Source organism: Novosphingobium sp. NFX11 (assembly GCF_057376415.1).
In genome coordinates this window covers 2,924,890-2,947,652 of the sequence record NZ_CP080384.1, presented here as the reverse complement: position 1 = coordinate 2,947,652, position 22,763 = coordinate 2,924,890, and the positions used below count along the sequence as shown (strand labels likewise).

Annotated in this window: 22 protein-coding genes and 3 pseudogenes; 11 read left to right on the top strand and 14 right to left on the bottom strand. The window is 66.3% G+C overall.

From position 1 onward, the window contains the following. Window positions 1-14 precede the first annotated feature (14 nt). The gene (locus KZO24_RS15110) at window positions 15-1,241 is read right to left on the bottom strand and encodes a TIGR04063 family PEP-CTERM/XrtA system glycosyltransferase (protein WP_486486555.1); all 1,227 of its coding nucleotides are present in this window, start codon (window positions 1,239-1,241) and stop codon (window positions 15-17) included. Window positions 1,242-1,307: 66 nt separating this feature from the next. On the opposite strand from KZO24_RS15110, the gene KZO24_RS15105 reads away from it, so the two are divergent. From KZO24_RS15105 to ctrA, 3 genes are all read left to right on the top strand, one after another. Beyond that, window positions 1,308-1,493 (top strand): hypothetical protein, encoded by a 186-nt coding sequence (locus KZO24_RS15105; protein WP_271182529.1) that lies wholly within the window; start codon window positions 1,308-1,310, stop codon window positions 1,491-1,493. Continuing rightward, on the top strand, window positions 1,486-2,853 hold the full coding sequence (locus KZO24_RS15100; RefSeq protein WP_486486554.1) for a putative O-glycosylation ligase, exosortase A system-associated: 1,368 nt from the start codon (window positions 1,486-1,488) through the stop codon (window positions 2,851-2,853). The genes KZO24_RS15105 and KZO24_RS15100 overlap by 8 nt, the downstream gene beginning before the upstream one ends. 254 nt (window positions 2,854-3,107) lie before the next feature. Further along, a complete protein-coding gene (gene ctrA, locus KZO24_RS15095; RefSeq protein WP_008832472.1) occupies window positions 3,108-3,803 on the top strand; it encodes a response regulator transcription factor CtrA in 696 nt (231 codons plus the stop codon). 107 nt (window positions 3,804-3,910) lie between these two features. Here ctrA and KZO24_RS15090 read toward each other — a convergent pair whose 3' ends face one another. Then, on the bottom strand, window positions 3,911-4,609 hold the full coding sequence (locus tag KZO24_RS15090; protein ID WP_271182527.1) for an LrgB family protein: 699 nt from the start codon (window positions 4,607-4,609) through the stop codon (window positions 3,911-3,913). Then, a complete protein-coding gene (locus tag KZO24_RS15085; protein WP_430097618.1) occupies window positions 4,606-5,004 on the bottom strand; it encodes a CidA/LrgA family protein in 399 nt (132 codons plus the stop codon). The genes KZO24_RS15090 and KZO24_RS15085 overlap by 4 nt, the downstream gene beginning before the upstream one ends. 73 nt (window positions 5,005-5,077) lie before the next feature. Here KZO24_RS15085 and trmB point away from each other — a divergent pair, with 73 nt between their 5' ends. Further along, window positions 5,078-5,794, top strand: coding sequence for a tRNA (guanine(46)-N(7))-methyltransferase TrmB (trmB, locus tag KZO24_RS15080; protein WP_271182525.1), 717 nt, complete (start codon window positions 5,078-5,080; stop codon window positions 5,792-5,794). Between the two features lie 306 nt (window positions 5,795-6,100). Here the strand turns inward: trmB and KZO24_RS15075 are convergent, their stop codons facing one another. Further along, window positions 6,101-8,365, bottom strand: a complete 2,265-nt coding sequence (locus KZO24_RS15075; protein WP_271182524.1) for an NADP-dependent malic enzyme — start codon at window positions 8,363-8,365, stop codon at window positions 6,101-6,103. 116 nt (window positions 8,366-8,481) lie between these two features. Between KZO24_RS15075 and mutS the strand changes: the two are divergent. Together mutS and KZO24_RS15065 are read left to right on the top strand one after the other, a co-directional pair. Next, a pseudogene (gene mutS, locus KZO24_RS15070) lies at window positions 8,482-11,097 on the top strand (DNA mismatch repair protein MutS). 127 nt (window positions 11,098-11,224) lie between these two features. Then, window positions 11,225-11,440 carry a hypothetical protein gene (locus KZO24_RS15065; protein WP_271182522.1) on the top strand — a complete coding sequence of 72 codons (216 nt, stop codon included), beginning with the start codon at window positions 11,225-11,227 and terminating at the stop codon, window positions 11,438-11,440. A gap of 6 nt (window positions 11,441-11,446) precedes the next feature. On the opposite strand, the gene KZO24_RS15060 is transcribed toward KZO24_RS15065, so the two are convergent. The 5 genes and pseudogenes from KZO24_RS15060 to gluQRS form a co-directional block, all read right to left on the bottom strand. Beyond that, window positions 11,447-11,761: a hypothetical protein gene (locus KZO24_RS15060; protein ID WP_008832465.1), complete on the bottom strand. Its 315-nt coding sequence runs from the start codon at window positions 11,759-11,761 to the stop codon at window positions 11,447-11,449. A gap of 199 nt (window positions 11,762-11,960) precedes the next feature. Beyond that, window positions 11,961-12,830 carry a 3-hydroxyacyl-CoA dehydrogenase family protein gene (locus tag KZO24_RS15055; RefSeq protein ID WP_271182521.1) on the bottom strand — a complete coding sequence of 290 codons (870 nt, stop codon included), beginning with the start codon at window positions 12,828-12,830 and terminating at the stop codon, window positions 11,961-11,963. A 58-nt stretch (window positions 12,831-12,888) separates the two neighbouring features. Continuing rightward, window positions 12,889-13,457, bottom strand: a pseudogene (locus KZO24_RS15050) (cob(I)yrinic acid a,c-diamide adenosyltransferase). Window positions 13,458-13,460: 3 nt separating this feature from the next. Next, window positions 13,461-13,694 (bottom strand): hypothetical protein, encoded by a 234-nt coding sequence (locus tag KZO24_RS15045; RefSeq protein WP_486486553.1) that lies wholly within the window; start codon window positions 13,692-13,694, stop codon window positions 13,461-13,463. After that, window positions 13,691-14,533 (bottom strand): tRNA glutamyl-Q(34) synthetase GluQRS, encoded by an 843-nt coding sequence (gene gluQRS, locus KZO24_RS15040; protein ID WP_271182518.1) that lies wholly within the window; start codon window positions 14,531-14,533, stop codon window positions 13,691-13,693. Before gluQRS ends, KZO24_RS15045 begins: the two co-directional genes overlap by 4 nt. A gap of 155 nt (window positions 14,534-14,688) precedes the next feature. On the opposite strand from gluQRS, the gene KZO24_RS15035 reads away from it, so the two are divergent. Continuing rightward, window positions 14,689-15,297: an HNH endonuclease gene (locus KZO24_RS15035; protein WP_008832460.1), complete on the top strand. Its 609-nt coding sequence runs from the start codon at window positions 14,689-14,691 to the stop codon at window positions 15,295-15,297. A gap of 4 nt (window positions 15,298-15,301) precedes the next feature. On the opposite strand, the gene KZO24_RS15030 is transcribed toward KZO24_RS15035, so the two are convergent. Continuing rightward, window positions 15,302-15,883, bottom strand: a complete 582-nt coding sequence (locus KZO24_RS15030) for a flavin reductase family protein (protein ID WP_486486552.1) — start codon at window positions 15,881-15,883, stop codon at window positions 15,302-15,304. Window positions 15,884-15,964: 81 nt separating this feature from the next. Further along, window positions 15,965-17,245 carry a dicarboxylate/amino acid:cation symporter gene (locus tag KZO24_RS15025; RefSeq protein WP_271182516.1) on the bottom strand — a complete coding sequence of 427 codons (1,281 nt, stop codon included), beginning with the start codon at window positions 17,243-17,245 and terminating at the stop codon, window positions 15,965-15,967. Window positions 17,246-17,432: 187 nt separating this feature from the next. Between KZO24_RS15025 and glmM the strand changes: the two genes are divergently transcribed. The 3 genes from glmM to thiD are packed head-to-tail and all read left to right on the top strand — an operon-like array spanning window position 17,433 to window position 19,794. Then, entirely contained in the window at window positions 17,433-18,776 is a 1,344-nt protein-coding gene (glmM, locus tag KZO24_RS15020) for a phosphoglucosamine mutase (RefSeq protein ID WP_271182515.1), read from the top strand. Next, complete coding sequence (locus KZO24_RS15015; RefSeq protein ID WP_271182514.1) at window positions 18,776-19,003, top strand: DUF1272 domain-containing protein; 228 nt, start codon at window positions 18,776-18,778, stop codon at window positions 19,001-19,003. The genes glmM and KZO24_RS15015 overlap by 1 nt, the downstream gene beginning before the upstream one ends. Window positions 19,004-19,044: 41 nt before the next feature. Beyond that, window positions 19,045-19,794, top strand: a complete 750-nt coding sequence (thiD, locus tag KZO24_RS15010; protein WP_271182513.1) for a bifunctional hydroxymethylpyrimidine kinase/phosphomethylpyrimidine kinase — start codon at window positions 19,045-19,047, stop codon at window positions 19,792-19,794. 142 nt (window positions 19,795-19,936) lie between these two features. On the opposite strand, the gene KZO24_RS15005 is transcribed toward thiD, so the two are convergent. Beyond that, on the bottom strand, window positions 19,937-20,101 hold the full coding sequence (locus KZO24_RS15005; RefSeq protein WP_155986253.1) for a hypothetical protein: 165 nt from the start codon (window positions 20,099-20,101) through the stop codon (window positions 19,937-19,939). 107 nt (window positions 20,102-20,208) lie between these two features. Continuing rightward, window positions 20,209-21,084 carry an LOG family protein gene (locus tag KZO24_RS15000; RefSeq protein ID WP_271182512.1) on the bottom strand — a complete coding sequence of 292 codons (876 nt, stop codon included), beginning with the start codon at window positions 21,082-21,084 and terminating at the stop codon, window positions 20,209-20,211. 131 nt (window positions 21,085-21,215) lie between these two features. Here KZO24_RS15000 and KZO24_RS14995 point away from each other — a divergent pair. Next, a pseudogene (locus KZO24_RS14995) lies at window positions 21,216-22,235 on the top strand (S66 peptidase family protein). Here KZO24_RS14995 and KZO24_RS14990 read toward each other — a convergent pair. Beyond that, window positions 22,236-22,625, bottom strand: coding sequence for a hypothetical protein (locus KZO24_RS14990; RefSeq protein ID WP_486486551.1), 390 nt, complete (start codon window positions 22,623-22,625; stop codon window positions 22,236-22,238). Between the last annotated feature and the right edge of the window lie 138 nt (window positions 22,626-22,763).

Sequence of the window (22,763 nt, the reverse complement as noted above, 5' to 3'; positions counted from 1 at the left end):
ACCGGGACCTGTGCTCACGCGGCGGCTCCCAGCCCTGCTTGATCGGTCTTTGCTGCCAGCATTTGGTAAACGAGAGGATAACGACGGGCATTCTCGGCCCAATCGTGGCGGGTTTCCACGTGCTTGCGGCCCGCAATCCGGTAGGATTCCCACTCGTCACGGGCATTGAGCAGCCGTGCCAGCGACTCGGCGCAGGCGGATGCATCGTCGGGGGTGAACAGCACTCCGGTCAAGCCGTCGGTGACAAGCTCGCGGTGGCCGCCCACGTCGCTGGCAGCGACGAGCTTGCCCTGTGCCATCGCCTCGAGAGGTTTGAGCGGCGTGACGAGGTCGGTCAGGCGGCTCTTCTTGCGCGGGTAGGCCATGACGTCGCACAGCGCGTAGTAGCGATCGACCTCGTGGTGCGGAACGCGGCCGACGAAGTGGATGGCCCCGGCTGCGGGCGAGGCTGCCGCCTGCGCGCGCAGGGCCTCCTCGCGCGGGCCGCCGCCGACCATCAGCAGCTTGGCGCGCGGCTGGCGGGCAACGAGAGCGGGCATCGCGTCGATCAGGACGTCGAGTCCTTCGTAGTCATAGAAGCTGCCAATGAAACCGATGACCGGGCCGTCGAAGCCGAGCTGCGCGGCAAACGCCTCGTCACGCGGCAGCGGCGTGCCGAACAGGGCAAGGTCGACGCCATTGGGCATGACGGTGATCTTGTCCTCGGAAATCCCGCGCGTGGCGAGGTCGGCGCGCAGCCCCTCGCAGATCGTCACCACCGCGTCGGCCTTGCGCACCACATGCGTTTCGAGCGCATGGGTGAGGCGGTATTTGAGCGAACCCTCGCTGCCGGTGCCGTTGCCGACGGCGGCGTCCTCCCAGAAAGCGCAGATCTCGTAGACGAGGGGAATGCCGTACTTGCGGGCGACCTTGAGCGCGGCCTGTCCGCACAGGACCGGCGAATGGGCGTGGATAACGTCGGGACGCCACTGCTGCACCACCTTCTCGATTCCCGCCGCGAACAGGGCGATCTCACGCCACTCGCGCACGACCGGAGGGCCTGAAACCTTACTGCCGACGCGGTGGAACAGGAGGCCGTCGTGCTCCTCGACCACGCTGCCGCCTTCATTGTAGCGCGGGCCGGTCACGCCGCGCACGTCGAGGCCCAGCGCCTGCTGCGCTTTCAGGATCGCGCGCGTGCGGAAGGTATAGCCGCTGTGGATCGGCAGCGAATGGTCGAGCACGTGAAGGATGCGGGTCATAAGCTGCATTTCCTAGCGGGGAACGCTTAACGCGCCGTCAACTTGGCGCTGCTAACGCGGCTGTCGATGGTCGACATCCTTGCCCTTGCCATATCGCACGGACTGCTGCTGCTCGCCGCATGGCGCTTGCTGTGGCGGCCAGACCTCGATTCGGAAGGGACCGATTCGCAGGCCCGCCCAGGCCGCAAGCCCGGAACGCCGATGCGCGTCAATCGAGTGGCGGGTGAAGAGGAGGAGCACGGCGATGCTTAACCTCGCGCTGACCGGCTTTTTCGCGGCGATGATGTTGCTCGGCTTCAAGCGGCCGTTCCTCTGGGTGCTGTGCTACCTCTACGTCGACATTGTCGCGCCGCAGATCATCTCGTGGGGTTTCCTGACGCGCCTGCCGATCTCGCTGATCGCCTTTTCGGCGGCGTTCCTCGGCTGGCTGGTGTTCGACGACAAGCGCGATTCGCGATTCACCTGGCGGCAGGGCCTGATCGGGCTGCTACTGCTCTACTGCGCGATAACGACGTTCACCGCCGACTATCCCGAGGAAGCGCTGACAAAGTGGTCGTGGGTGTGGAAGGCGCTGGTCTTCGCGCTGTTCCTGCCGATGACCTTGCGCACGCGGCTGCAGATCGAGGCGGTGGCGCTGGCCATGGTGCTCTCGGCCAGTGCGCTGATCATCGATGGCGGGCTCAAGACGGCGATGGGCGGTGGCGGTTACGGCAGCCTCATCATCTTCGTGGAGAACAACACCGGGCTCTATGAGGGCTCGATCATCTCCTGCGTCGCCATCGCGCTGATTCCGGTGGCGGTGTGGCTGGCGCGATACGGCACGATTTTTCTGCCGGACTGGCGGGTCTGGCTGTTCACCGGCGCGCTGATCTTCGCCTGCTCGCTGATCCCGATCGGCACCCAGGCGCGCACCGGCCTTGTCTGCCTCGCTATCCTGTGCGGCCTCTATCTGCGCACGGCGAAGAACCGCGTGCTGATCTCCGCAGGCATGGCACTGGCGCTGGTAGTGGCCGTGCCGTTCCTGCCGCAATCCTATCTGCAGCGGATGAACACGATCGAGGATCACAAGTCCGACCAGTCCGCCAGCACCCGAATCGGCGTGTGGAAGTGGACGCTGGGCTACGTGAAGGACCACCCGATGGGCGGTGGCTTCGAAGTCTACCTGTCCAGCAAGGTTGCCTACGACACCGTCTCCAGCCAGACTACCGGCAGCAACGTGACGATCACCCGCACCCCCGTCATCGAAACCGGGCGCGCGTTCCACTCCAGCTACTTCGAGATGCTGGGCGAACAGGGCTATCCGGGCTTCGCGTTGTGGCTGTTGTTGCAGATTTCGGGCGTCGTGCAGATGGAGCTGATTCGCCGACGCTGGAAGGGCCGCAAGGAGCCCGACGAGGCTTGGGCCGCACCGCTCGCGGTGGCGCTGCAACTGGCGCAGGTGGTCTACATGATCGGCTCGCTGTTCGTCGGCATCGCCTTCCAGCCCTTCATCCTGATGCTGGTCGGGCTGCAGTGCGGGCTGTGGAGCTACCTCAAGCGCATCGACCGCCCGGCTGAGCGCGTGCGCCGTGGCCGGCAGCCGATGCGGGTGGCGAATGCCGCGGCGGGTTAAGAATCGGCTCGCCTCAAATCGTTTGCACTTTCTTCCCCGGCTTCCTTAACATTAACCAGTGTCCGCCGTTCTGGTGAGCAATGGCGCGGTTCGCGCGCCGTCACGCCGGAAACCAAGTTTGAAATACTTAAGGGAAAATCCGGCGTTTACGACGAATTAACCTTTAACCTTCATTGGTCATATGGTTAATACAACGCAATGTCCGCAAACGGCTGCGTCAGCCGCGGGCATCGGGGGCAAGAAGGAACCGACCCATGCGAGTGCTGCTGATCGAGGATGAACCGACCACGGCCCGGGCTATCGAGCTCATGCTGACGGCGGAAGGATTCAACGTCTACTCCACCGATCTGGGCGAGGAAGGCCTCGATCTGGGCAAGCTGTACGACTACGACATCATCCTTCTCGACCTCAACCTGCCCGACATGCACGGCTACGACGTGCTGAAGAAGCTGCGCGTCGCCAAGGTGCAGACGCCGGTGCTGATCCTGTCGGGTATCTCGGAGATGGACAGCAAGGTCCGCTCGTTCGGCTTCGGCGCGGACGACTACGTGACCAAGCCGTTCCACCGCGAGGAACTGATCGCCCGCATCCACGCCGTCGTGCGCCGCTCCAAGGGCCACTCGCAGTCGGTCATCCGCACCGGCAAGCTGGTCACCAACCTCGACGCCAAGACGGTCGAGGTCGATGGCGCCCGCGTGCACCTGACCGGCAAGGAATACGCGATGCTGGAACTGCTCTCGCTGCGCAAGGGCACCACGCTGACCAAGGAAATGTTCCTCAACCACCTCTATGGCGGCATGGACGAGCCTGAACTGAAGATCATCGACGTCTTCATCTGCAAGCTGCGCAAGAAGCTCGCGCATGCCTGCGGCGGCGCCAACTACATCGAGACGGTGTGGGGCCGCGGCTACGTCCTGCGCGATCCGGACGAGGCTGCCGAAGCGGCATAAGCCAGATTACCCTGCACCCCTTGCAGGAACCAAGGCGGCCTGCCCTCTCGAGGGGCGGGCCGTTGTTTTTGCCCATTCGTCGTCCCGGATCAAGTCCGGGACGACGATCATACCAGCAGCGCCACCACCGACAGCAGCGCCGCCGTCACCACGGCATTGAGCGCCATCGCGAGGCTCGCCATCGCACCAGCCGTCGCGTCCACCTGAAACGCCCGCGCAGTGCCGATCCCGTGTGCGGCAACGCCGAGGGCAAAGCCGCGCGCGCGGTAGTCACCCAGACCCAGCACATTGAGCAGCGGCGTCGCGACCATCGCGCCGAAGACGCCCGCGAACAGCACGATCACCGCCGCCAGCGCCGGGACGCCGCCAAGCTGTCCCGCCACGGCCATCGCGACGGGCGTGGTGGTCGCCCTCGGCGCGATCGACGCGAGGATCTCGCGCGGCGCGCCGAACAGCGCCAGCACGCCGACCGCGCTGACGATCGAGGTCACCGCGCCCGCACCCAGCGCCAGCACGATCGGTATGGCCAGTCGGCGAATGCGTGCCCGCTCGCGCCAGACCGGCACCGCCAGCCCGACGACCGCCGGGCCGAGCAGGAAGCTGACCGGGAAGGTCGCGGCCTTGTATGTCTCGTAGGATGTGCGGCTCGCCAGCAGCAAGGCGATCAGCACCGGCGTACTCCAGAGCACCGGATGTAGCAGCGGATGGCGGTCGCAGCGCTTCGATAGGGTGTCGAAGATCTCGAACACGCCCAGCGTGACCGTCAGCCAGAGCAGTGGCGTCGCCAGCAGTGCGGGATCGCTCACGCCTCGCCCTCCGGCGCGAACCGGGCGAAGGCCCAGCGGAATACCAGCGCCGTCACGATCAGCGTCAGCAGCGTGGAAGCCACCGTGGCCGTCACCAGCCCCACGCCGTACCGCGAAAGAACCGGGCCTTCCTCGATCAGCCCGACGGCGGCGGGGACGAACATGATGGACAGGTGCGCGGTGAGCCAGCCGGTCACCACGGTCAGCGTCGGCCGCTCGCGCGGGACCAGCGCCAGCCATCCGACCAGCAGGACCATGCCGATGACCGCGCCGGGCAGGGGCAGGCTCGTGATGCGATGGATCGCTTCGCCCGCAAGCTGGCAGGCGAGAAGGAGGAAGATGGCGCGCAGCATGACCGGGATAAAGCAGGGCGACACATGCTCGGCAATCCGCATTTCGGTCCGCCAAGTTGCGCCGCGCAACTATGCCCGATTGCGAGTCCCGCCCCCTTGTGTATCGGCGCGCGCCATGACGGCTTACAAATCCGGCGATCCGACCACGCTCAACCGCCTCTACGGCCGCGCCAAGGGCAAACCCCTGCGCGCTGCGCAGCAGAGCCTCGTCGACGACCTGCTCCCGCGCATCTCCATGCCCGAAGACGGCCCGATCACCGCGCAGGTGCTGTTCGGCGACGATCGCCCGCTCCACTTCGAGATCGGTTTCGGCGGCGGCGAGCACATGGCGCAGCGTGCCGACATGCTACCCGACCACGGTTTCATCGGCGCTGAGCCCTTCCTCAACGGCGTGGCGCAGGCGCTTACCCACGTCAGCGGCGACAACGGCGCGCACCCGCCGATCGGCAACGTGCGCATCCATCACGGCGATGCGCTGGAAGCGCTGGCACGCATTCCGGACGGCTCGCTCTCGTTCCTCTACCTGCTGCACCCCGACCCCTGGCCCAAGGCGCGCCACGCCAAGCGCCGGATGATGAACGACGGTCCGGTCGACATGTTCGCCGCCAAGCTCAGGCCCGGCGGCGAGTTCCGCTTCGGCACCGACCACGCGATCTACTTGCGCCATGCGCTGATGGTGATGCAGCGGCATACCGAGCAGTTCGAGTGGCTATGCGAGAAGCCCGGCGACTTTCAGGTTCGCCCCGGCGGCTGGCCGCAGACGCGCTACGAGCACAAGGCGCGTACGGTTTACGGGCATGAGGTCTGGTACTTCCGGTACAGGCGGAAGTAGAAGTCCTGGGGCCATCGCCCCAGACCCGGGAACTGTCGTCGCTGCGTGTGCAGCGGCCTTGGGGGACTACGCAACCCCCTCCATTCGTCATTGCGAGCGCAGCGAAGCAACCCAGGGCAGTGTTACTCCGCGCTGGATTGCTTCGCTGCGCTCGCAATGACGAGGGTGAGGATATGCCAGCGGAATTGCGCCGCAGGCTTTATAAGTCTCCCGACGAAGCCTTGGTGGAACGACATCGCTTCGCGCACGGCCTCGACGGTATACGGGGTGCAGGGGTGGTAAACCCCTGCATTTCCCCCTTCAAACTCAGCCCGTAATCCCCGCAGCCGCCAATGCCGCCAACGTCAGCACATCCGGCGCGATCGCGGTCATCGGCACGATCTGCACCGGTTTTTCCATGCCCAGCAGCATCGGCCCGATCGAGGTCGTTCCGCCGATCTCCTTGAGCAGCTTGGCTGAGATGTTGGCCGACTGCAGGCCCGGCATGACCAGCACGTTCGCCGGAGCGGACAGGCGGCAGAACGGGTAGAGTTCCATGATCTTGGGGTTAAGCGCCGCGTCGGGGGCCATCTCGCCCTCGTACTCGAAGTCGACCTGCTGCTCGTCGAGCATGCGGATCGCCTCGCGGGTGGCGTCGAGCCACTTGCCCGCCGGATTGCCGAAGGTCGAGTAGCTGAGGAAGGCGACGCGCGGTTCGTGGCCCAGTTTGCGGGCGACGGCGGCGGTTTCCTTGGCGATGACCACCAGTTCCTCGGCGGTGGGGCGCTCGTTGATGGTGGTGTCGGCCATGAACACGGTGTGGTTCTTGCCGACCATCATGTGGATGCCGCAGGGCAGTTCGCCCTCGGCCGGGTCGAGCACGCGGCGCACTTCCTTCATCGACTGCGCGAAGGGCCGGGTCATGCCCGTCACCATCGCATCGCCGACGCCCAGCTTAAGCAGGCCGGAGGCGAAGATGTTGCGGTCGGTGTTGCACATGCGCTGCACGTCGCGCTTCAGGAAGCCGCGGCGCTGCAGGCGGTCGTAGAGCATCTCCACCATCGGCTGGACGTGCTCGGACACCATCGAGTTCTCGATGTGGAAGCTCTCGGGGTTGGGCACGCCGAGGTCCGCCATCCGGTCGAGGATGGTCTGGGTGCGGCCGACGAGGATCGGTTCGCCATAGCCGAAGTCGCGGTACTGGATCGCGGCGCGCAGGACGACTTCGTTGTCGGCCTCGGCGAAGATCACGCGCTTGGGGTTGGCCTTCAGCTGCTCGTAGACGCGGGTGAGCACCGAGGTGGTCGGGTTGAGGCGGGCTTTCAGCTGGTCGCGGTAGGCCTCGAAGTCCTCGATCGGCTTCTGGGCGACGCCCGAATCCATCGCCGCCTTGGCCACGGCCATCGGCACCACTTCCATCAGGCGCGGGTCGAAAGGCGCAGGGATGATGTAGTCGCGGCCGAACTGCTGCGTCTCGCCGCCGTAGGCCGCCGCGACGTCCTCGTGGACCTGCTCGCGCGCCAGTTCGGCGATGGCAGTGGCGGCGGCGATCTTCATCTCCTCGTTGATCGCGGTCGCCCGCACGTCGAGCGCGCCGCGGAAGATGAAGGGGAAGCCGAGCACGTTGTTGACCTGGTTCGGATAGTCCGAACGGCCGGTGGCGACGATCGCGTCGGGGCGCACTGCCTTGGCGTCGGGCGGGGTGATCTCCGGGTCCGGGTTGGCCATCGCGAAGATGATCGGCTCGGGCGCCATCGACTTGACCATCTCGGGCGTGATCGCGCCCTTGGCCGAGAGGCCGAGGACGACGTCGGCGCCTTCGAGCGCTTCGGTCAGGGTGCGCTTGTCGGTCATCACCGCGTGGGTGGACTTGAACTGGTCCACGCGCTCGCGGCCCGGATAGATGACGCCGCGCGTGTCGCACACCAGCACGTTCTCATGCTTCACGCCCATCGACTTGATGAGCGAGGTGCAGGCCAGCGCCGAGGCGCCCGCGCCGTTCACCACGACCTTGATCTCGTCCAGCTTGCGGCCGGTGATGAGGCAGGCGTTGATGAGGCCGGCCGCCGCGATGATCGCGGTGCCGTGCTGGTCGTCGTGCATGACCGGGATGTTCATGCGTTCGCGCAAGGTCTGCTCAATGATGAAGCATTCCGGCGCCTTGATGTCTTCAAGGTTGATGCCGCCGAAGCTGGGTTCCATCATCGCGATGGCCTCGATCAGCGCGTCGGTGTCCTCGCTGGCGAGCTCGATGTCGATCGAATCGACGTCGGCGAAGCGCTTGAACAGCACCGCCTTGCCTTCCATCACCGGCTTCGATGCCAGCGCGCCGAGGTTGCCCATGCCCAGGATCGCGGTGCCGTTCGAGATCACGGCCACGAGGTTGCCCTTGGCGGTGTAGTCGTAGGCGGTGGCGGGATCGTCGGCTATGGCCTGCACCGGCACGGCGACGCCCGGCGAATACGCGAGGCTGAGGTCGCGCTGGGTGGCCATCGGCTTGGAGGCGATGATCTCGATCTTACCCGGGCGCTGGGTCTGGTGGTAGAACAGCGCCTCGCGATCGGTGAACTGGACCTTGGACTTATCGGACAAAGCTTGATCTCCCCAGATTTGCCAGAGGCCCTAACGGATGAAATCGCGACGCGATAGGGGAAAGGATGTCCCACCCCGCTTCCCAAAATGACAGGTGCGCCGCTAACGCTGCTGGCATGACTTCCGGCGCGACTCCGATGATGGCGCAGTACCTTGCGCTGCGCGAAGAGGCAGGTGACTGCCTGCTGTTCTATCGCATGGGCGACTTCTTCGAACTGTTCTTCGAGGACGCGAAGACGGCGAGCCAGGTGCTCGACATCGCACTGACCACGCGCGGCGAGCATCTGGGCCAGCCGATTCCGATGTGCGGGGTGCCGGTGCACGCGGCCGAGGGCTACCTCGCGCGGCTCATCAAGGCAGGCTGCCGCGTCGCCATCGCCGAGCAGACCGAGACCCCCGCCGAAGCCAAGGAACGCGCCCGCAGGGAAGGTCGCGCCTCCAAGTCGCTGGTCGCGCGCGGCATCGTGCGCTTCGTCACGGCGGGCACGCTGACCGAGGAATCGCTGCTCGAGCCGCGCCGCGCCAATGTGCTGGCGGCCGCGTGCGAGGTTCGCGGGATCGTCGGCATCGCGGCCTGCGACATCTCCACCGGCCGCATGGAACTGGAAGAGTGCGCGCCCGAGCGGCTGGCGGCGGCGATGGCCCGGCTGGGCGCGAGCGAGCTGGTGGTGCCTGAGGGCTGGGATCAGGCTCCCGATGGTGCCATCGGGCGCGGCGGCCACGAATTCTCCTCCGACGGCGGCGAGGAGCGGCTGAAGCTGGTTCACGGCGTAGCCACGCTCGACGGCTTCGGGGCCTTCACGCGGGCGATGCTCGCGGCTGCGGGGGCTCATCGCCTATCTCGACCATGTCGGGCGGGGCAAGCTGCCGCTGCTGCTCCCGCCCGAGGCGCGCGCGAGTGACGCCGCGCTGGCGATGGACGAAGCCACGCGCGCCAGCCTCGAAATCCTCGAAGCCTCAAGCGGCGGACGCAAGGGCAGCCTGATCGACGCGATCGACCGCTGCGTCACCGGCGCGGGCGCGCGCCAGCTGGCCGACGACCTCTCGGCCCCGCTGACCGACCGCATGGCGATCGCCGAGCGGCTGGAACTGGTCGAATGGCTCCACGGCGATGCGCTGCTGCGCGAGGACATGCGCGCCGCGCTGCGGGCACTGCCCGACGTGGGCCGCGCGCTGGGCCGCGTGGTGGCGGGGCGCGGTTCTCCGCGCGATCTCGGCCAGCTGCGGGATGGCCTGAGCGGCGCGCGTCGGATCGCCGACCGGCTGGGGCAGATGGATGACGTGCCGGTGCTGCTGGACCGGGTGCTGCCCGATCTTGGCGGGCATGGCGCACTGGTCGATCACTTCTCGCGCGCGCTGGTGGAGACGCCTCCGACCGAACGCGGGCAGGGCGGCTACATCGCCAGCGGCTACGACGCCTCGCTCGATGAACTGCGCTTGATGTCGGGCAATGCCCGCCGTGCCATCGCTGCGCTGGAGGCGAAGTACCGCGAGGAAACCGGCGTCGCCTCGCTCAAGATCAAGCACAATAACGTGCTCGGCTACTTCATCGAGGTTGCACAGCGCCACGCCGACAAGCTGATGGAGCCGGACAGCGGCTTCTCGCACCGCCAGACGATGGCGGGCGCGATGCGCTTCAACGCGCTGGCGCTGCATGAGGAAGCCGCGCGCATCACCGAGGCAGGCGGCCATGCCCTCGTGGCGGAGGACGCACATTTCGAGACGCTGGTGGCCGAGGCCGTCGCCGCGCGGCGGGAGATCGCCCGCACCGCCGCCGCGCTGGCCCGCATCGATGTTGCCGCCGGTCAGGCCGAACGCGCCGCCGAGGGCAACTGGACGCGCCCGCAAGTGGTCGATGGCCTTGCGCTGGAGATCGAGGGCGGGCGGCATCCGGTGGTCGAGGCAGCTCTTAAGGCGCAGGGCGAGCGCTTCGTGGCGAACGACTGCCGCCTCGCCAGCCATGACCGGCTGTGGCTGATCGGCGGCCCGAACATGGGCGGTAAATCCACCTTCCTGCGCCAGAACGCGCTGATCGTGCTGCTCGCGCAGGCAGGCGGCTTCGTGCCCGCCAAGGCGGCGCGGATCGGCATGGTCGACCGCCTGTTCAGCCGCGTCGGCGCTTCGGACAACCTCGCGCGGGGGCGTTCGACCTTCATGGTCGAGATGGTGGAGACCGCCGCCATCCTCGCGCAGGCAAGCGAGCGCAGCTTCGTGATCCTCGACGAAGTCGGGCGCGGCACGTCAACCTATGACGGCCTCGCGCTGGCGTGGGCGGTCGCCGAGGCGGTGCACGAAACCAACCGCTGTCGCTGCCTATTCGCCACGCACTATCACGAGATGGCGCGGCTGGCGGAGACCTGCGAGGCGCTCTCACTCCACCACGTCCGCGCGCGCAGTGGAAGGGCGATCTCGTCCTCCTCCACGAACTGGCCGAGGGTCCGGCGGACCGCAGCTACGGTCTTGCCGTAGCACGGCTGGCGGGCGTTCCGCCCAAGGTGATCAGCCGGGCGAAGTCGGTGCTGGAGAAGCTGGAAAAGGGCCGAGCCGAAACCGGCGGCCTTGCCGCGGGCCTCGGCGACCTGCCGCTGTTCGCTGCCGCCGAGGCGACCCGCGAGGAAGAGTGCGACACCTTGCGCGACAAGCTGCGTGACATGGACGTGGATGCGCTGTCTCCGCGCGATGCGCTAGAAATCCTCTACGACCTCAAGCGCGAGGCAGGCACCGAGGGCTGAGGCTCTCATTCGTCATTGCGAGCGCAGCGAAGCAATCCAGGGCGGTTCAAGACTGCCCTGGATTGCTTCGCTGCGCTCGCAATGACGGAGGTAGGGTATCTTAACCTGTAGACGCTAATGCAGGCTCATGTTCGGCACCAAGATCACGCATGTTTTCCGGAGTCGCTGGCACGCGTTGATGTGGTCGGCCGGGGTGCTGGCGACGGCCTATTGCTCGATCCCGACGCCTGACAATGGCAATACGAACACCGACCAGGCCCAGCAGGCGAAAGCCGATGCCGAGCAGGCGGCTCAGGCACACCAGATTGTCGCGGCGTGGTCGAACGCTACGGGCGGGAAATAGCCGCGCTCACGAATCGTCGTCGCTGAATTCCGGATCGGCCGCATTGTCCTTGCCGTAGCGGCTTTCGAGATCGTCCATCGTTTCCTCGCCGTCATAGGCGGACATGTCGATGGTGCCGCTGGTGTCCATCTGGTTCATGTGATCGACGATGTCTTGAACGTCGTCCTCACCCTGAATACCGCCCTTGGCCTTGTCGCTGTAGCCGAGGCCCTTGGCACCGCGCGCCTGCGCCTGTTCGGCGATGGTCTGTGCCTGCGCGGCTTCGTCTTCCTGCTCGTCGTTCACCGTTTCCGGGGCGAGGTCGTCGGGGCGGTCGGTCATTTTGGGATTCTCCTTCGTCTGGTGAAACGGGTAGGAGAACGGGGAGGTTCCAAAGAGGAATCTGGGGTCATCGCCCCAGACCCCCGAACTGTCGTCGTTGCGCGCGCGGCCGCGTCAGTGAGTGACGCAGCTACGCGCGTGATCTCGACAGTTTACGGGGTGCAGGGGTGGTAAACCCCTGCGTTATCCCTTTTGCAGATTACCGCGAAGGAACCGGCGTCTCACCGGAATAATCGTAGAACCCCTTACCCGACTTGCGGCCGTACCAGCCTGCTTCGACGTACTTCTGCAGCAGCGGCGCGGGGCGGTATTTCGGGTCGCCGGTGGTCGAGTGGAAGACCTTCATGATCTCGAGCAGGGTGTCGAGGCCGACGAAGTCCGCCAGCGTCAGCGGTCCCATCGGGTGATTGAGGCCGATCTTGCAGCCTGCGTCGATATCCTCGACCGAGCCGATGCCGGCGCCGAGCACGAAGATCGCTTCGTTCAGCATTGGGCACAGGATGCGGTTGACAACGAAGCCGGGTTCGTCGCCCGCGAGCACCACGGTCTTGCCGAGTTTTTCGCCGAACGCCTTCATGCGGTCGATGGTGTCCTGCGAGGTGGCGAGGCCGGGGATCACTTCGACCAGGCCCATCAGCGGGACCGGGTTGAAGAAGTGCAGGCCGCAGAAGCGCGCGGCGTCGGGCGAGCTGGCGGCCATGCGGGTGATCGGGATCGAGCTGGTGTTGGACGCCATGATGGCGCCCGCGCCGAGCACCTTGCCGGCGGCTTCGAAGATCTTGTGCTTGATGTCCTCGCGCTCGGTGGCGGCTTCGATGATGAGGTCGCAGCCCGACATTGCGGAGTAGTCGGCAGCGGGGGTGATGCGGGCGAGCAGCGCGTCGGCGTCAGCCTGGCTGATCTTTTCCTTGGCGACCAGCTTGGCCAGGCCCTTGGCGATGCCGGCCTTGCCCTTTTCGGCGTTCTCGAGGCTGACGTCCGTGAGGATCACGTCCATGCCCTTGCTCGCCACGGTCTGGGCGATGCCCGACCCCATGATGCCTGCGCCGATGATGCCGACTGACTGCACTGCCAAACTCCTCTGTCGTTTAACCGGGCGCTTAACACCTCGGGATCGCGGAGGGAACCTAGCGGTTTTGTCCCGGCACCCAAAGCACGTCATCGGCGCCGTCGCGATTGACCGCACGGGCGAGGACGAAGAGGTAGTCGCTCAGCCGGTTGAGATAGCCGAGCGCGGCGGGGTTGACGGCATCGGTCGCGGCGAGCGCGGTGGCGCGGCGTTCGGCGGCGCGGGCGGAGGCGCGGGCGACGTGCACGCGCGCGGCGGCCTCGCTCCCGCCGGGCAGGATGAAGCTGCGCAAGGGGGAAAGGTTTTCGTTGATCGCGTCGATGGCATTTTCGAGCCAGACGACTTGTGCGGGGACGATGCGCAGGGTCATCTCGCCGGGGGTGAAGTCCTCCCCGGTGTGGCGAGGTCGGCGCCCAGATCGAACATGTCGTTCTGGATGTGCGTGAGCGTGTGGGCATGTTGAGTGCCGCTGAGTGCCGCTATGGCCACCCCTATCGCGCAGTTCGTCTCATCCACGGCACCGATCGCCTCCATGCGCGCGGCGTGCTTGGGCAGGCGCGAGCCATCGACGAGGCCGGTGGTGCCGTCGTCGCCGGTGCGGGTGTAGATCTTGTTGAGCCGGACCATGGATCAGCGCGCGATCGCCAAGAGCAGCGCACAGACCACCACGGCGGCGGCCTGATACTTGATGCGGTTGAACATCATCTTGTTCTGCAGCAACTGGTTAGCCGTCGGTCCGGTGCCGTTAGGGTCGCTGTTCAGATCATCGCGGGTGCTGTTCATGAAGGCCACGATGCCGCGCACGAGGCTGACGACGACCATGATCACCAGCACGATGATGACGGGGACGAGAATGTAGCTCATGGCGCCTGATGTACGCCCTGTGACAGCGAAAGGCCAGCGGGGAAGCGCCCTTCGCGCAGTGCCATGGCGATGGCGCGGCCGTCCTCTCCGGCGCGGCGGCGGTCGCCGAGCGAGGGGGAGCCGCGCCGTTTGGCGAGCTTGCGGCCATCGGGCTCGATCAGCAGCGGATGGTGGAGCCAGGTCGGCACGGGAAGGCCAAGCAGGGCCTGCAGCAGCCGGTGGACGTGGCTGGCCGGGAACAGGTCCATGCCGCGGGTAACGAGGGTTACGCCATCCGTCGCATCATCCAGCGTGGCGGCGAGATGGTAGCTGGCGGGAAGGTCCTTGCGCAGCAGTACGACATCGCCGAAAATCTGCGGGGTGGCGGCCTGCGATCCGGCGCCTTCGTCCCGCCATTCGAGCGGGCCGGTGAGTGTCATCGCCTTGGTTACGTCGAGGCGCCATGCGGCATTCTCGGGATCGACTTCCCGGCGTCGGCAGGTTCCCGGATACACCGGGCCGTCTGGTCCGACCTGCGTGGCGGCGGCGGCGATTTCGGCGCGGGTGCAGGTGCAGCGGTAGAGCAGGTCCATCGCCTTCAACTGCTCTCCGGCGGAGGCATGACTGGCCAGCCGGTGGGACTGGAACACCGCCTCGCCGTCCCATTCGAGGCCCAGCCATGCGAGATCGCGGAAGAATTCCTCCACGAACTCCGGGCGACTGCGTTCGCCATCGATGTCCTCGATGCGCAGGATGAATTCGCCGCCGCGCGCCTTTGCCGTGTCGTGCGCGACGATCGCGGCATAGGCATGGCCGAGGTGCAGCGGGCCGTTGGGGCTGGGGGCGAAGCGGGTGCGCATCGGCTTTGTCCTAGCGTTCGCCGTGCCATCCGCAAACATCCCTGTGATTGCGGAAGGCCCTCGCGAATCCGCCATCTTGACGCGGACTCCGTCAAGTGCTGGAACTAACGCATGGACTGCCATCAAACCGCAATCCCGGCCTGCGACAGGAGGCCATGCTCAAGTCGGAGCTGATCGAGCGCGCGGCCCGGTTCCGCAGCGCGGAGGGTGATCCCTCCCGAAGTCTTTCCGACTGTCCTGCTCTCGTGCTGAATGCGGATTACACGCCGCTTTCCTACTATCCGCTCAGCCTCTGGCCCTGGCAGACCGCGATCAAGGCGGTGGTGCTGGAGCGGGTCGATATCGTCTCCAGCTACGAACGCGCGGTGCATTCGCCCAACTGGACGATGCAGATTCCCTCGGTCATCGCGCTGCGCCAGTATGTGAAACCGAGCGAATTTCCCGCTTTCACCCGCTTCAACCTGTTCCTGCGTGACCGGTTCTCCTGTCAGTACTGCGGCAGCCCGCATAATCTCACTTTCGACCATGTCGTTCCGCGTCGTCTGGGCGGGCGGACGAGCTGGGAGAACATCCTGACCGCTTGTGCCCCCTGCAATCTCAAGAAGGGTGGGCGCACGCCCAAGCAGGCGAACATGCCGCCGCTGGTGCCACCGATCCGCCCGACCAGCTGGCAGTTGCAGGAGCGCGGGCGCGGGTTCCCTCCCAACTATCTGCACGAAACCTGGCGCGACTGGCTCTACTGGGATATCGAACTGGAAGAATAAGGCTTCAGAAGCCGAGCATTTCCGGTCGGAACAGCCGCCGCCGCGATACGCGTTTGCCTGAAAGCATGAACACTCCGTCGCCGACGTAGTGCAGGTATTCCGGCTGTTTTGGCGCAGGACGCGCGCTGATGTGCGTTACTTCCAGAATGAACAGGTTGTAGCGCTCTATCGCGCGGTCGTCCCGCAACCGACATTCCAGCTGCGCGTGGCATTGCGGCAGTACCGGGGCATTGACGTCCTGCGCTTCAGCCTTTTCGAGGCCGAATGCGGCGAATTTGTCGATTTCCTCGCCGGAGGAATTGCCGACGCGCACTACGGCATCGAGCATGTCGCCGGTGGGAACGTTGAGAACGCACTGGCCTGAGGCGCAAAGCATGTCGAAGCTTCGGCATCCGCGTGAAACGATGCAGCTGATCATCGACGGCGTGCGTTCGAGGACCTGGTGCCAACCCACCGTCATGACATTGTCGTTCCCCGCGTGGCGGGTGGTCAGCAGGACCACCGGCCCGGGTTCGAGGAACTGGCGGGCACGAGAGGCGGGGATGCTTTCGAAGCGCTCTGCTGCAAGCAAGGGCGATGTGGCCAAGATCGGGGGCTCCTGTCGCTGGAGTGGCCCTTGCTCAGCGAATTACATCCATTTCGGTTTCTTTTTACTGCGATGAACCGTTCAGTGGATGGTTTCAGCTGTTGCAGGCTGCTCGTCGATCCCGGCATCGACGGCCGCGGCGACCGCCACGTCCATGGTGACATTGCCGATCGTCCGCATCAGGTCGGGCAGGACTTCCACTGCGACCAGGACGCCCAGCGGCCAGAGCGGCACGCCCATGGCTGCCGCGATCGGTCCGATCGATGACACGAAGCTGATCGTGCCAGGCAGCGAGACGGCGCCGAAGGTGGTCGCGAAGGCCACGAAGGCGCCGGCAGCGAGTGCTCCGGTCGTGAGTTCCAGTCCTGCTAGCTTTGCCGCATAGACCGCCACGGCCATATTCATCGCCGGGCCGGTGGCGCGAAAAAGCGTGACGGCGAGCGGCAGCACGAACTCCGCAGTCGTCGACGAGACACCCAGCTTACGGCTCGACGCCAGCATGGCTGGCACGGTCGCGATCGAGGACTGGGTGGAAATGGCGACGACCTGTGCAGGCAGCATCGCGGCCGCGAAGGCGGGCAGGCTGCGCTTGCCGCCGATCACCGCGATCACGTAGCCCGCGATCATCACGACCGTTCCCACCGCGACGACAAGCAGGATGTAGTGCGCCAGTGCGCCCAAGGCCGCGCCGCCGCTGCGTACGCCCAGTGTCAGGCCAAGCGCGAAGACGCCGATCGGGGCAAGCATCAGCACCCACCCGATCACGACCATCATCGCACCCGCCAGCGCCTCGAACAGCACGGCAAGCGCGCGTCGGGGCTCGTCGGCGAGGCGCGTGGAGGCCAGTGCGAAGAGGCCGACGAAGACGATTACCGGCAGCATGGCGCTTGCCGCTGCCGCCGAGATCACGTTGTCGGGCAGCAGGGATGCGAGGAATTCCGAGATTCCCGGCACTTTGCCCGGATCTGCGCCGTGCGGGAAGCTGACCCCGGCGGGCACCGGAAACAGTTCGAGCAGCAGCGGCATCGCCACCGCGCCCAGGATCGCGCTGAACGCCAGGAAGCCGACGATGATACCCAGCGTGCGGCGCGCCATGGCGCCTGCGCGGGCGGCGGCGACGGTCTCGACGATGCCGGAGAACAACAGCCCGGCGACCAGCGGCAGGATCGTCATCTGCAGGCCCTGCAGCCACAGTGAGCCGATCGGACCTGTCACTTTCAGCGCGGTATCCGCAATCGGCTTTCCTGCGATCAACAGCCCGATGACCAGTCCGGCCACGAGGCCGATCAGGGTCAGCGCGCCGGGCACGCGGATTTCGGGGATGCGCGAGGCGCCGGAGGGAGCGGGATCGGGGGACGTCATGCGGCTCGACAAATAGGCGGGGGCGATGCGGTTGGCAATTTGGCGTTGCTCAACTCCGCAGTGAGGGCAAGAATCGCCATTCGACGGAATTCTAAACTGGCTGTAAGGCAGCGTTCAGAGGGCGGTAACGCCTCCGGTTGCACAGCGCAGGCGAGAGATCTGAATCTTGCGCGCAAGAGGACAGGTAATGGGTAAGCAGTTCTTCGGCACCGACGGCATCCGCGGCCGCACTAATCAGGGGGCGATGACCGCTGCCATGGCCATGAAGGTCGGGCAGGCCGCCGGCGCGCGCTTCCTGCGCGGCACGCACCGCCACCGGGTGGTGATCGGCAAGGATACCCGTCTGTCGGGCTACATGCTGGAGAACGCGATGGTCGCGGGCTTCACCAGCGTCGGCATGGACGTCGTGCTGCTCGGCCCGATGCCGACCCCTGCCGTCGCCCTGCTGACTCGTGAACTGCGCGCGGACGTGGGCGTGATGATCTCGGCCAGCCATAATCCCTACGAGGACAACGGTATCAAGCTGTTCGGTCCCGACGGCTTCAAGCTCTCCGACGAGGACGAGCTGGCGATCGAGGCGATGCTGGTGGGCGAGGACCTTGCCCTTGCCGCCTCGCCCGAGATCGGCCGTGCCCGCCGCGTGGAGGACGCGCGTGGGCGTTATATCCACGCGGTGAAGGCCTCGCTGCCGAGCACTGTTCGGCTCGACGGGCTCAAGATCGCGGTCGATTGCGCCAATGGCGCGGCCTATCAGGTCGCTCCATCCGCCTTCTGGGAACTGGGCGCCGAGATCGTCGCGGTTGGCGTCACGCCCAACGGCAAGAACATCAACGAGCGCTGCGGCTCCACGCATGTGGAGCTGCTGCAGGAAACCGTGGTGTCTTCCGGCGCCGACATCGGCATTGCGCTGGACGGGGATGCGGATCGGTTGATCGTCGTGGACGAGAAGGGCCAGACGGTCGACGGCGACCAGATAATGGCGCTGATCGGCAGTCAGCTGGCCGCGCGCGGGGAACTGCGCGGCGGCGGCGTGGTGGCGACGGTCATGTCCAACCTCGGCCTCGAGCGTTACCTGAGCGGTCAGGGCCTTTCGCTGGAGCGTACCGCCGTCGGCGATCGCCATGTGCTGGAGCGTATGCGCTCGGGTGGTTTCAACGTGGGCGGTGAACAATCCGGCCACATGATCCTGCTCGACCATGCCACTACCGGCGATGGCACCGTCGCGGCGCTGCAGGTCCTTTCCGCGCTCGTCCAGTCGGGCAAGCGGGCGAGCGAACTGCTGCACCTCTTCGACCCTGTGCCCCAACTGTTGCGCAACGTGCGCTTCGGAGGCGGCAAGCCTCTGGAGGCCGCCAGCGTCAAGGCGGCGATCGCCGATGCCGAGGCCTCGCTCGATGGGCGCGGCCGCCTCGTGATCCGTCCGTCCGGCACCGAGCCGGTGATCCGCGTCATGGCCGAGGGCGATGATGCGGGCGAAGTGGAGGCCGCAGTCGCTTCGATCTGCCACGCCGTAGAGAAGGCTGCCGCCTGATGCCCCTGGAAATGCGCCCCGACTGCGAACGCTGCGGCACCGACCTCCCGGCCGAGGCGCCCGGCGCGTTCATCTGCTCGTTCGAGTGCACCTATTGCGCCGAATGTGCCGATGCGCTGGACGACATGTGCCCCAACTGCGGCGGGGAACTCGTGGACCGTCCGACGCGGGCGAAGCGACACCACGATTCCGCCCCGCCGTCGAAAGTGCGGCACTATCAGGGCTGATACTCGACTCGGGGTGCGTTGAGCGGGTAAGGAGCGCGGTCATGAACCAGGCTCCTCGCATTCTTTCCATCGCCGGGTCGGACAGTTCCGGCGGTGCCGGCATCCAGGCCGACATCAAGACGATCACCCTGCTCGGCGGTTATGCCATGACCGCGATCACCGCGATCACCGCGCAGAACACCAAGGGCGTCACCGATGTTACGACTCTGTCGGCGCAGATGGTCGCCGCGCAGATCGATGCCTGCGTCAGTGATATCGGCGTCGATGCGGTGAAGATCGGCATGCTTGGCAGCGCCGAGATCGCCGGTGTCGTCGCCGATCGGCTGGACGGGCTGGGCGTGCCGGTGATCTTCGATCCGGTCATGGTCTCGACCGCCGGTTCGGTGCTGGCGGATGCGGCGACGATCGCGGCGTTCGAGCGGCTCATGGGCCTAGCCTGCCTCACCACGCCCAACTTCGACGAACTCGCCGCGCTGGGCGGGGACGCGGCTCTGGCGGCCAAGGGCATCGCCTATATTGCCAAGGGCGGCGACGCGCCGGGCGAGGTGGTGGAGGATCGGCTGGTCCTGCCGGGCCAAAAGCCGGTGGTCTGGACGGCATCGCGTGTCGATACCCGCCATACCCACGGCACCGGCTGCACCCTGTCGAGCGCCATCGCGACGTTCCTGGGGCAGGGCGCTCCGCTGGTCGAGGCGATCGAGGATGCACGGGACTTCGTGCGCGCGGCGCTGCTGGCGGCGCCGGGCTTCGGCGAAGGGCATGGGCCGATGGGGCACCACGCGGTTCGGTGATCTTGGCTTGGGGGGCAAGGCCCACCCCGTCCGGCTAGTTCGCTGCGCTCTCAAGCCTTCCGGCCCTCCCGCAAGCGGGAGGGCGATGGCATCTCCTTCTCCCTCCCGCTTGCGCGGAGGGGGCGGGGTGGGCTCTTCTTCTTCAATTCAGCCGCGAACGACGGCGCAGCGCGGTATCCGCCAGCAGGCCAACCGCCGCCATCGCACCGCCGGTAAGACCGGCGGTGCTGAGCGCCACGATCACGGGCTGGGCATAGTCCGCGAAAGCACGGGCGCGGTCGTTCAGGGGTTCGATGATCTGGCTCATGGCGGGTGTCCTGCGGGGGCTCGGTGTGAACACGCAGATGCACCGAATCGCCCGTTCAAGGCACTCGGATAAGTTCGCTTATTGTGTTCGGATTTTTCGAACGACCATCATCCGCAGTCGAGATCGTAGAACTGCTGGACGTGGCCCCAGCCTTCCTCGGCGGTCTCGCACCAGCGGAACAGCGAGAGATCCTTGGCGTTGATGACGCCCTCCTCGGCCAGCGCCTCGAAGTTGACGACCCGTTCCCAGAACTCGCGGCCGTAGAGCAGGATCGGGATCGGCTTCATCTTGCCGGTCTGGATCAGCGTCAGCAGTTCGAAGAATTCGTCGAAAGTGCCGAAACCGCCGGGGAACACGGCCACCGCGCGGGCGCGCAGCAGGAAGTGCATCTTGCGCAGCGCGAAGTAGTGGAACTGGAACGAGAGGCGCGGCGTCACGTAGCGGTTGGGCGCCTGCTCGTGCGGCAGGACGATGTTGAGGCCCAGCGATTCCGCGCCGACTTCCGCGGCGCCGCGGTTGGCCGCTTCCATGATCGACGGACCGCCGCCCGAGCAGACCACGAACTGGCGCATGCCCTTCTCGACGATGGCGCACTGGCTGGCGAGGCGGGCGAGCTTGCGGGCTTCCTCGTAATACTTGGCCTTGTCGGCAAGGCGGTCGGCGACCTTCTTCTGCTCGTCGGTGACGGCAGCGGCGCGCACCGCATCGGCCTTGTCAGGCGAGGGGATGCGGGCGGAGCCGTACATCACCAGCGTCGAGCCGATGTTGGCTTCCTCAAGCAGCATCTCGGGCTTGAGCAGTTCGAGCTGGAAGCGCACCGGGCGCAGTTCGTCGCGCAAAAGGAAGTCGGTGTCGCGGAAGGCCAGCCGATATGCGGGGTGGCCGGTCTGGATGGTGTCGGCCTGCTGCTCAGCGAAACCGGCTTCCTGCTCGGCCTTGTAGAAACGGCGTTCGGTGAGGTCTTTGTCTTCTTTTTCAGTCATTGGCTCATCTTAGGCATGACGCGGGGCGCGCGTCGAGAACGGATATGTGTGCGCACTGTTGCACGCATTCGTACAGGAACTAGGCTGCGGGCATGATGAACGGATCGGCCTTCACGCGGCGCGCAGCCCTCATGGGAATCGGAGGCGGGGCTCTCGCTCTTCCTGCATTACGGGCGCTGGCGGCTCCCCCTGCTCAGGCCAGGGATATGGTGCGCCCGCCGTGCCTGCGCAACGGCGACGTGCTCGGGCTGGTCGCTCCGGCAGGGTTCGTGGCCGACCGCTTCGGCCTCGACGAGATCGGCGCGACTGTCCGGGCCATGGGGCTGGAGCCGCGCTTCGCCCCGCACCTGACCGCGCGCGAGGGCTATCTGGCGGGCTCCGACGCGGCGCGCGCGGGCGATCTCAAGGTGATGTTCGCGGACGAGGGTGTGCGCGCGATCATGGCGGTGCGGGGCGGTTGGGGCTCGGCGCGGCTGCTGCCGCTGCTGGACTTCGCGGCGATCCGCAAGAGCCCCAAGCTGTTCACCGGTTTCAGCGACAATACCGCGCTGTGCCTCGCTCTGGCGCGGGCCGGAGTGGTCTCGATCCATGGCCCCACCGCCGCGACTTCGTGGTCGCCCGCGTCGTGGGAGTCGTTCCGCCAGTTGGCTTTCGAGGGGGCGATGCCGACTTATGCGGTGCCAAGCTACGCCGGGCCGAACCTCGGCGGACGGGGACCGGCAGTGAGGACCTTCCGGGGCGGCAAGGCGCGGGGAGGCTGATCGGCGGCAATCTCGCGGTACTCAGCGCTCTGGTGGGGACGCCCTACCTGCCCGACTTCGACGGCGCGATCCTGTTTCTGGAAGAGACCAACGAGGCAGAATATCGCATCGACCGGATGCTCACCCAACTCGCGCTGGCCGGGCTGCTGGAGCGGCTGGCGGGCGTGGTCTTCGGACAATGCACCCATTGCGAGAACCCTGACGGCGGGTTCTCCAACTTCACCGTATATGAGGTGCTCGACCAGCGATCTCGCGTCGCTCGGCGTGCCCGCGTTCCAGGGGCTGATGATCGGTCACGTCGGCGGCCAGATCAGCGTGCCCGAAGGCGCCATGGCCGAGATCGACGCCGATGCGGGAACCCTGCGGCTGCTGGAGCCGGCGGTCAGCTGATCAGGCCCGCGCGGGGTCTTCGCTGGTGAGACCGTATTGCGAGACTAGTTCAGCGAAAAGATCGTCCGGCAGTGGGTGGACGAATTCCAGCCCTGCGCCATTGCCGTTGGCCCAGGCGACGAAGGCGATCATCGGCCGGCATTCGGGCAGGGTGAGGGTGATCACCTCGTCCATCTCCAGTGGCCCGACGCTCTCGATCTGCGCGCCGAGCGGGGTCAGGTCCTTGAGGACGATGGTATGGCTGGCAAGGTCGCGGCGGAAACGGGCAAGCATTTCGACCCGTTCGCGGGCGAAGCGCCGGTCGCCATCAGGCGAATCGGGAACGGGCAGGGCATCGACGCCCATGATCGCGGGCGCCGGGGCTTCGGTCGCGGGACTTGGCTCCGGCATCGTCGAGTGGTCCTTCCGGGATAGTTAACCGGAGCAATCGTCCGGCCGTGACGCTGCTGCTATAACCCTGAAATCCTTGCGGCAGTGCCCTCCAGAGCAATGCGTATTTTCCCCGAATCATGTGTTGGCGCGGGCAAT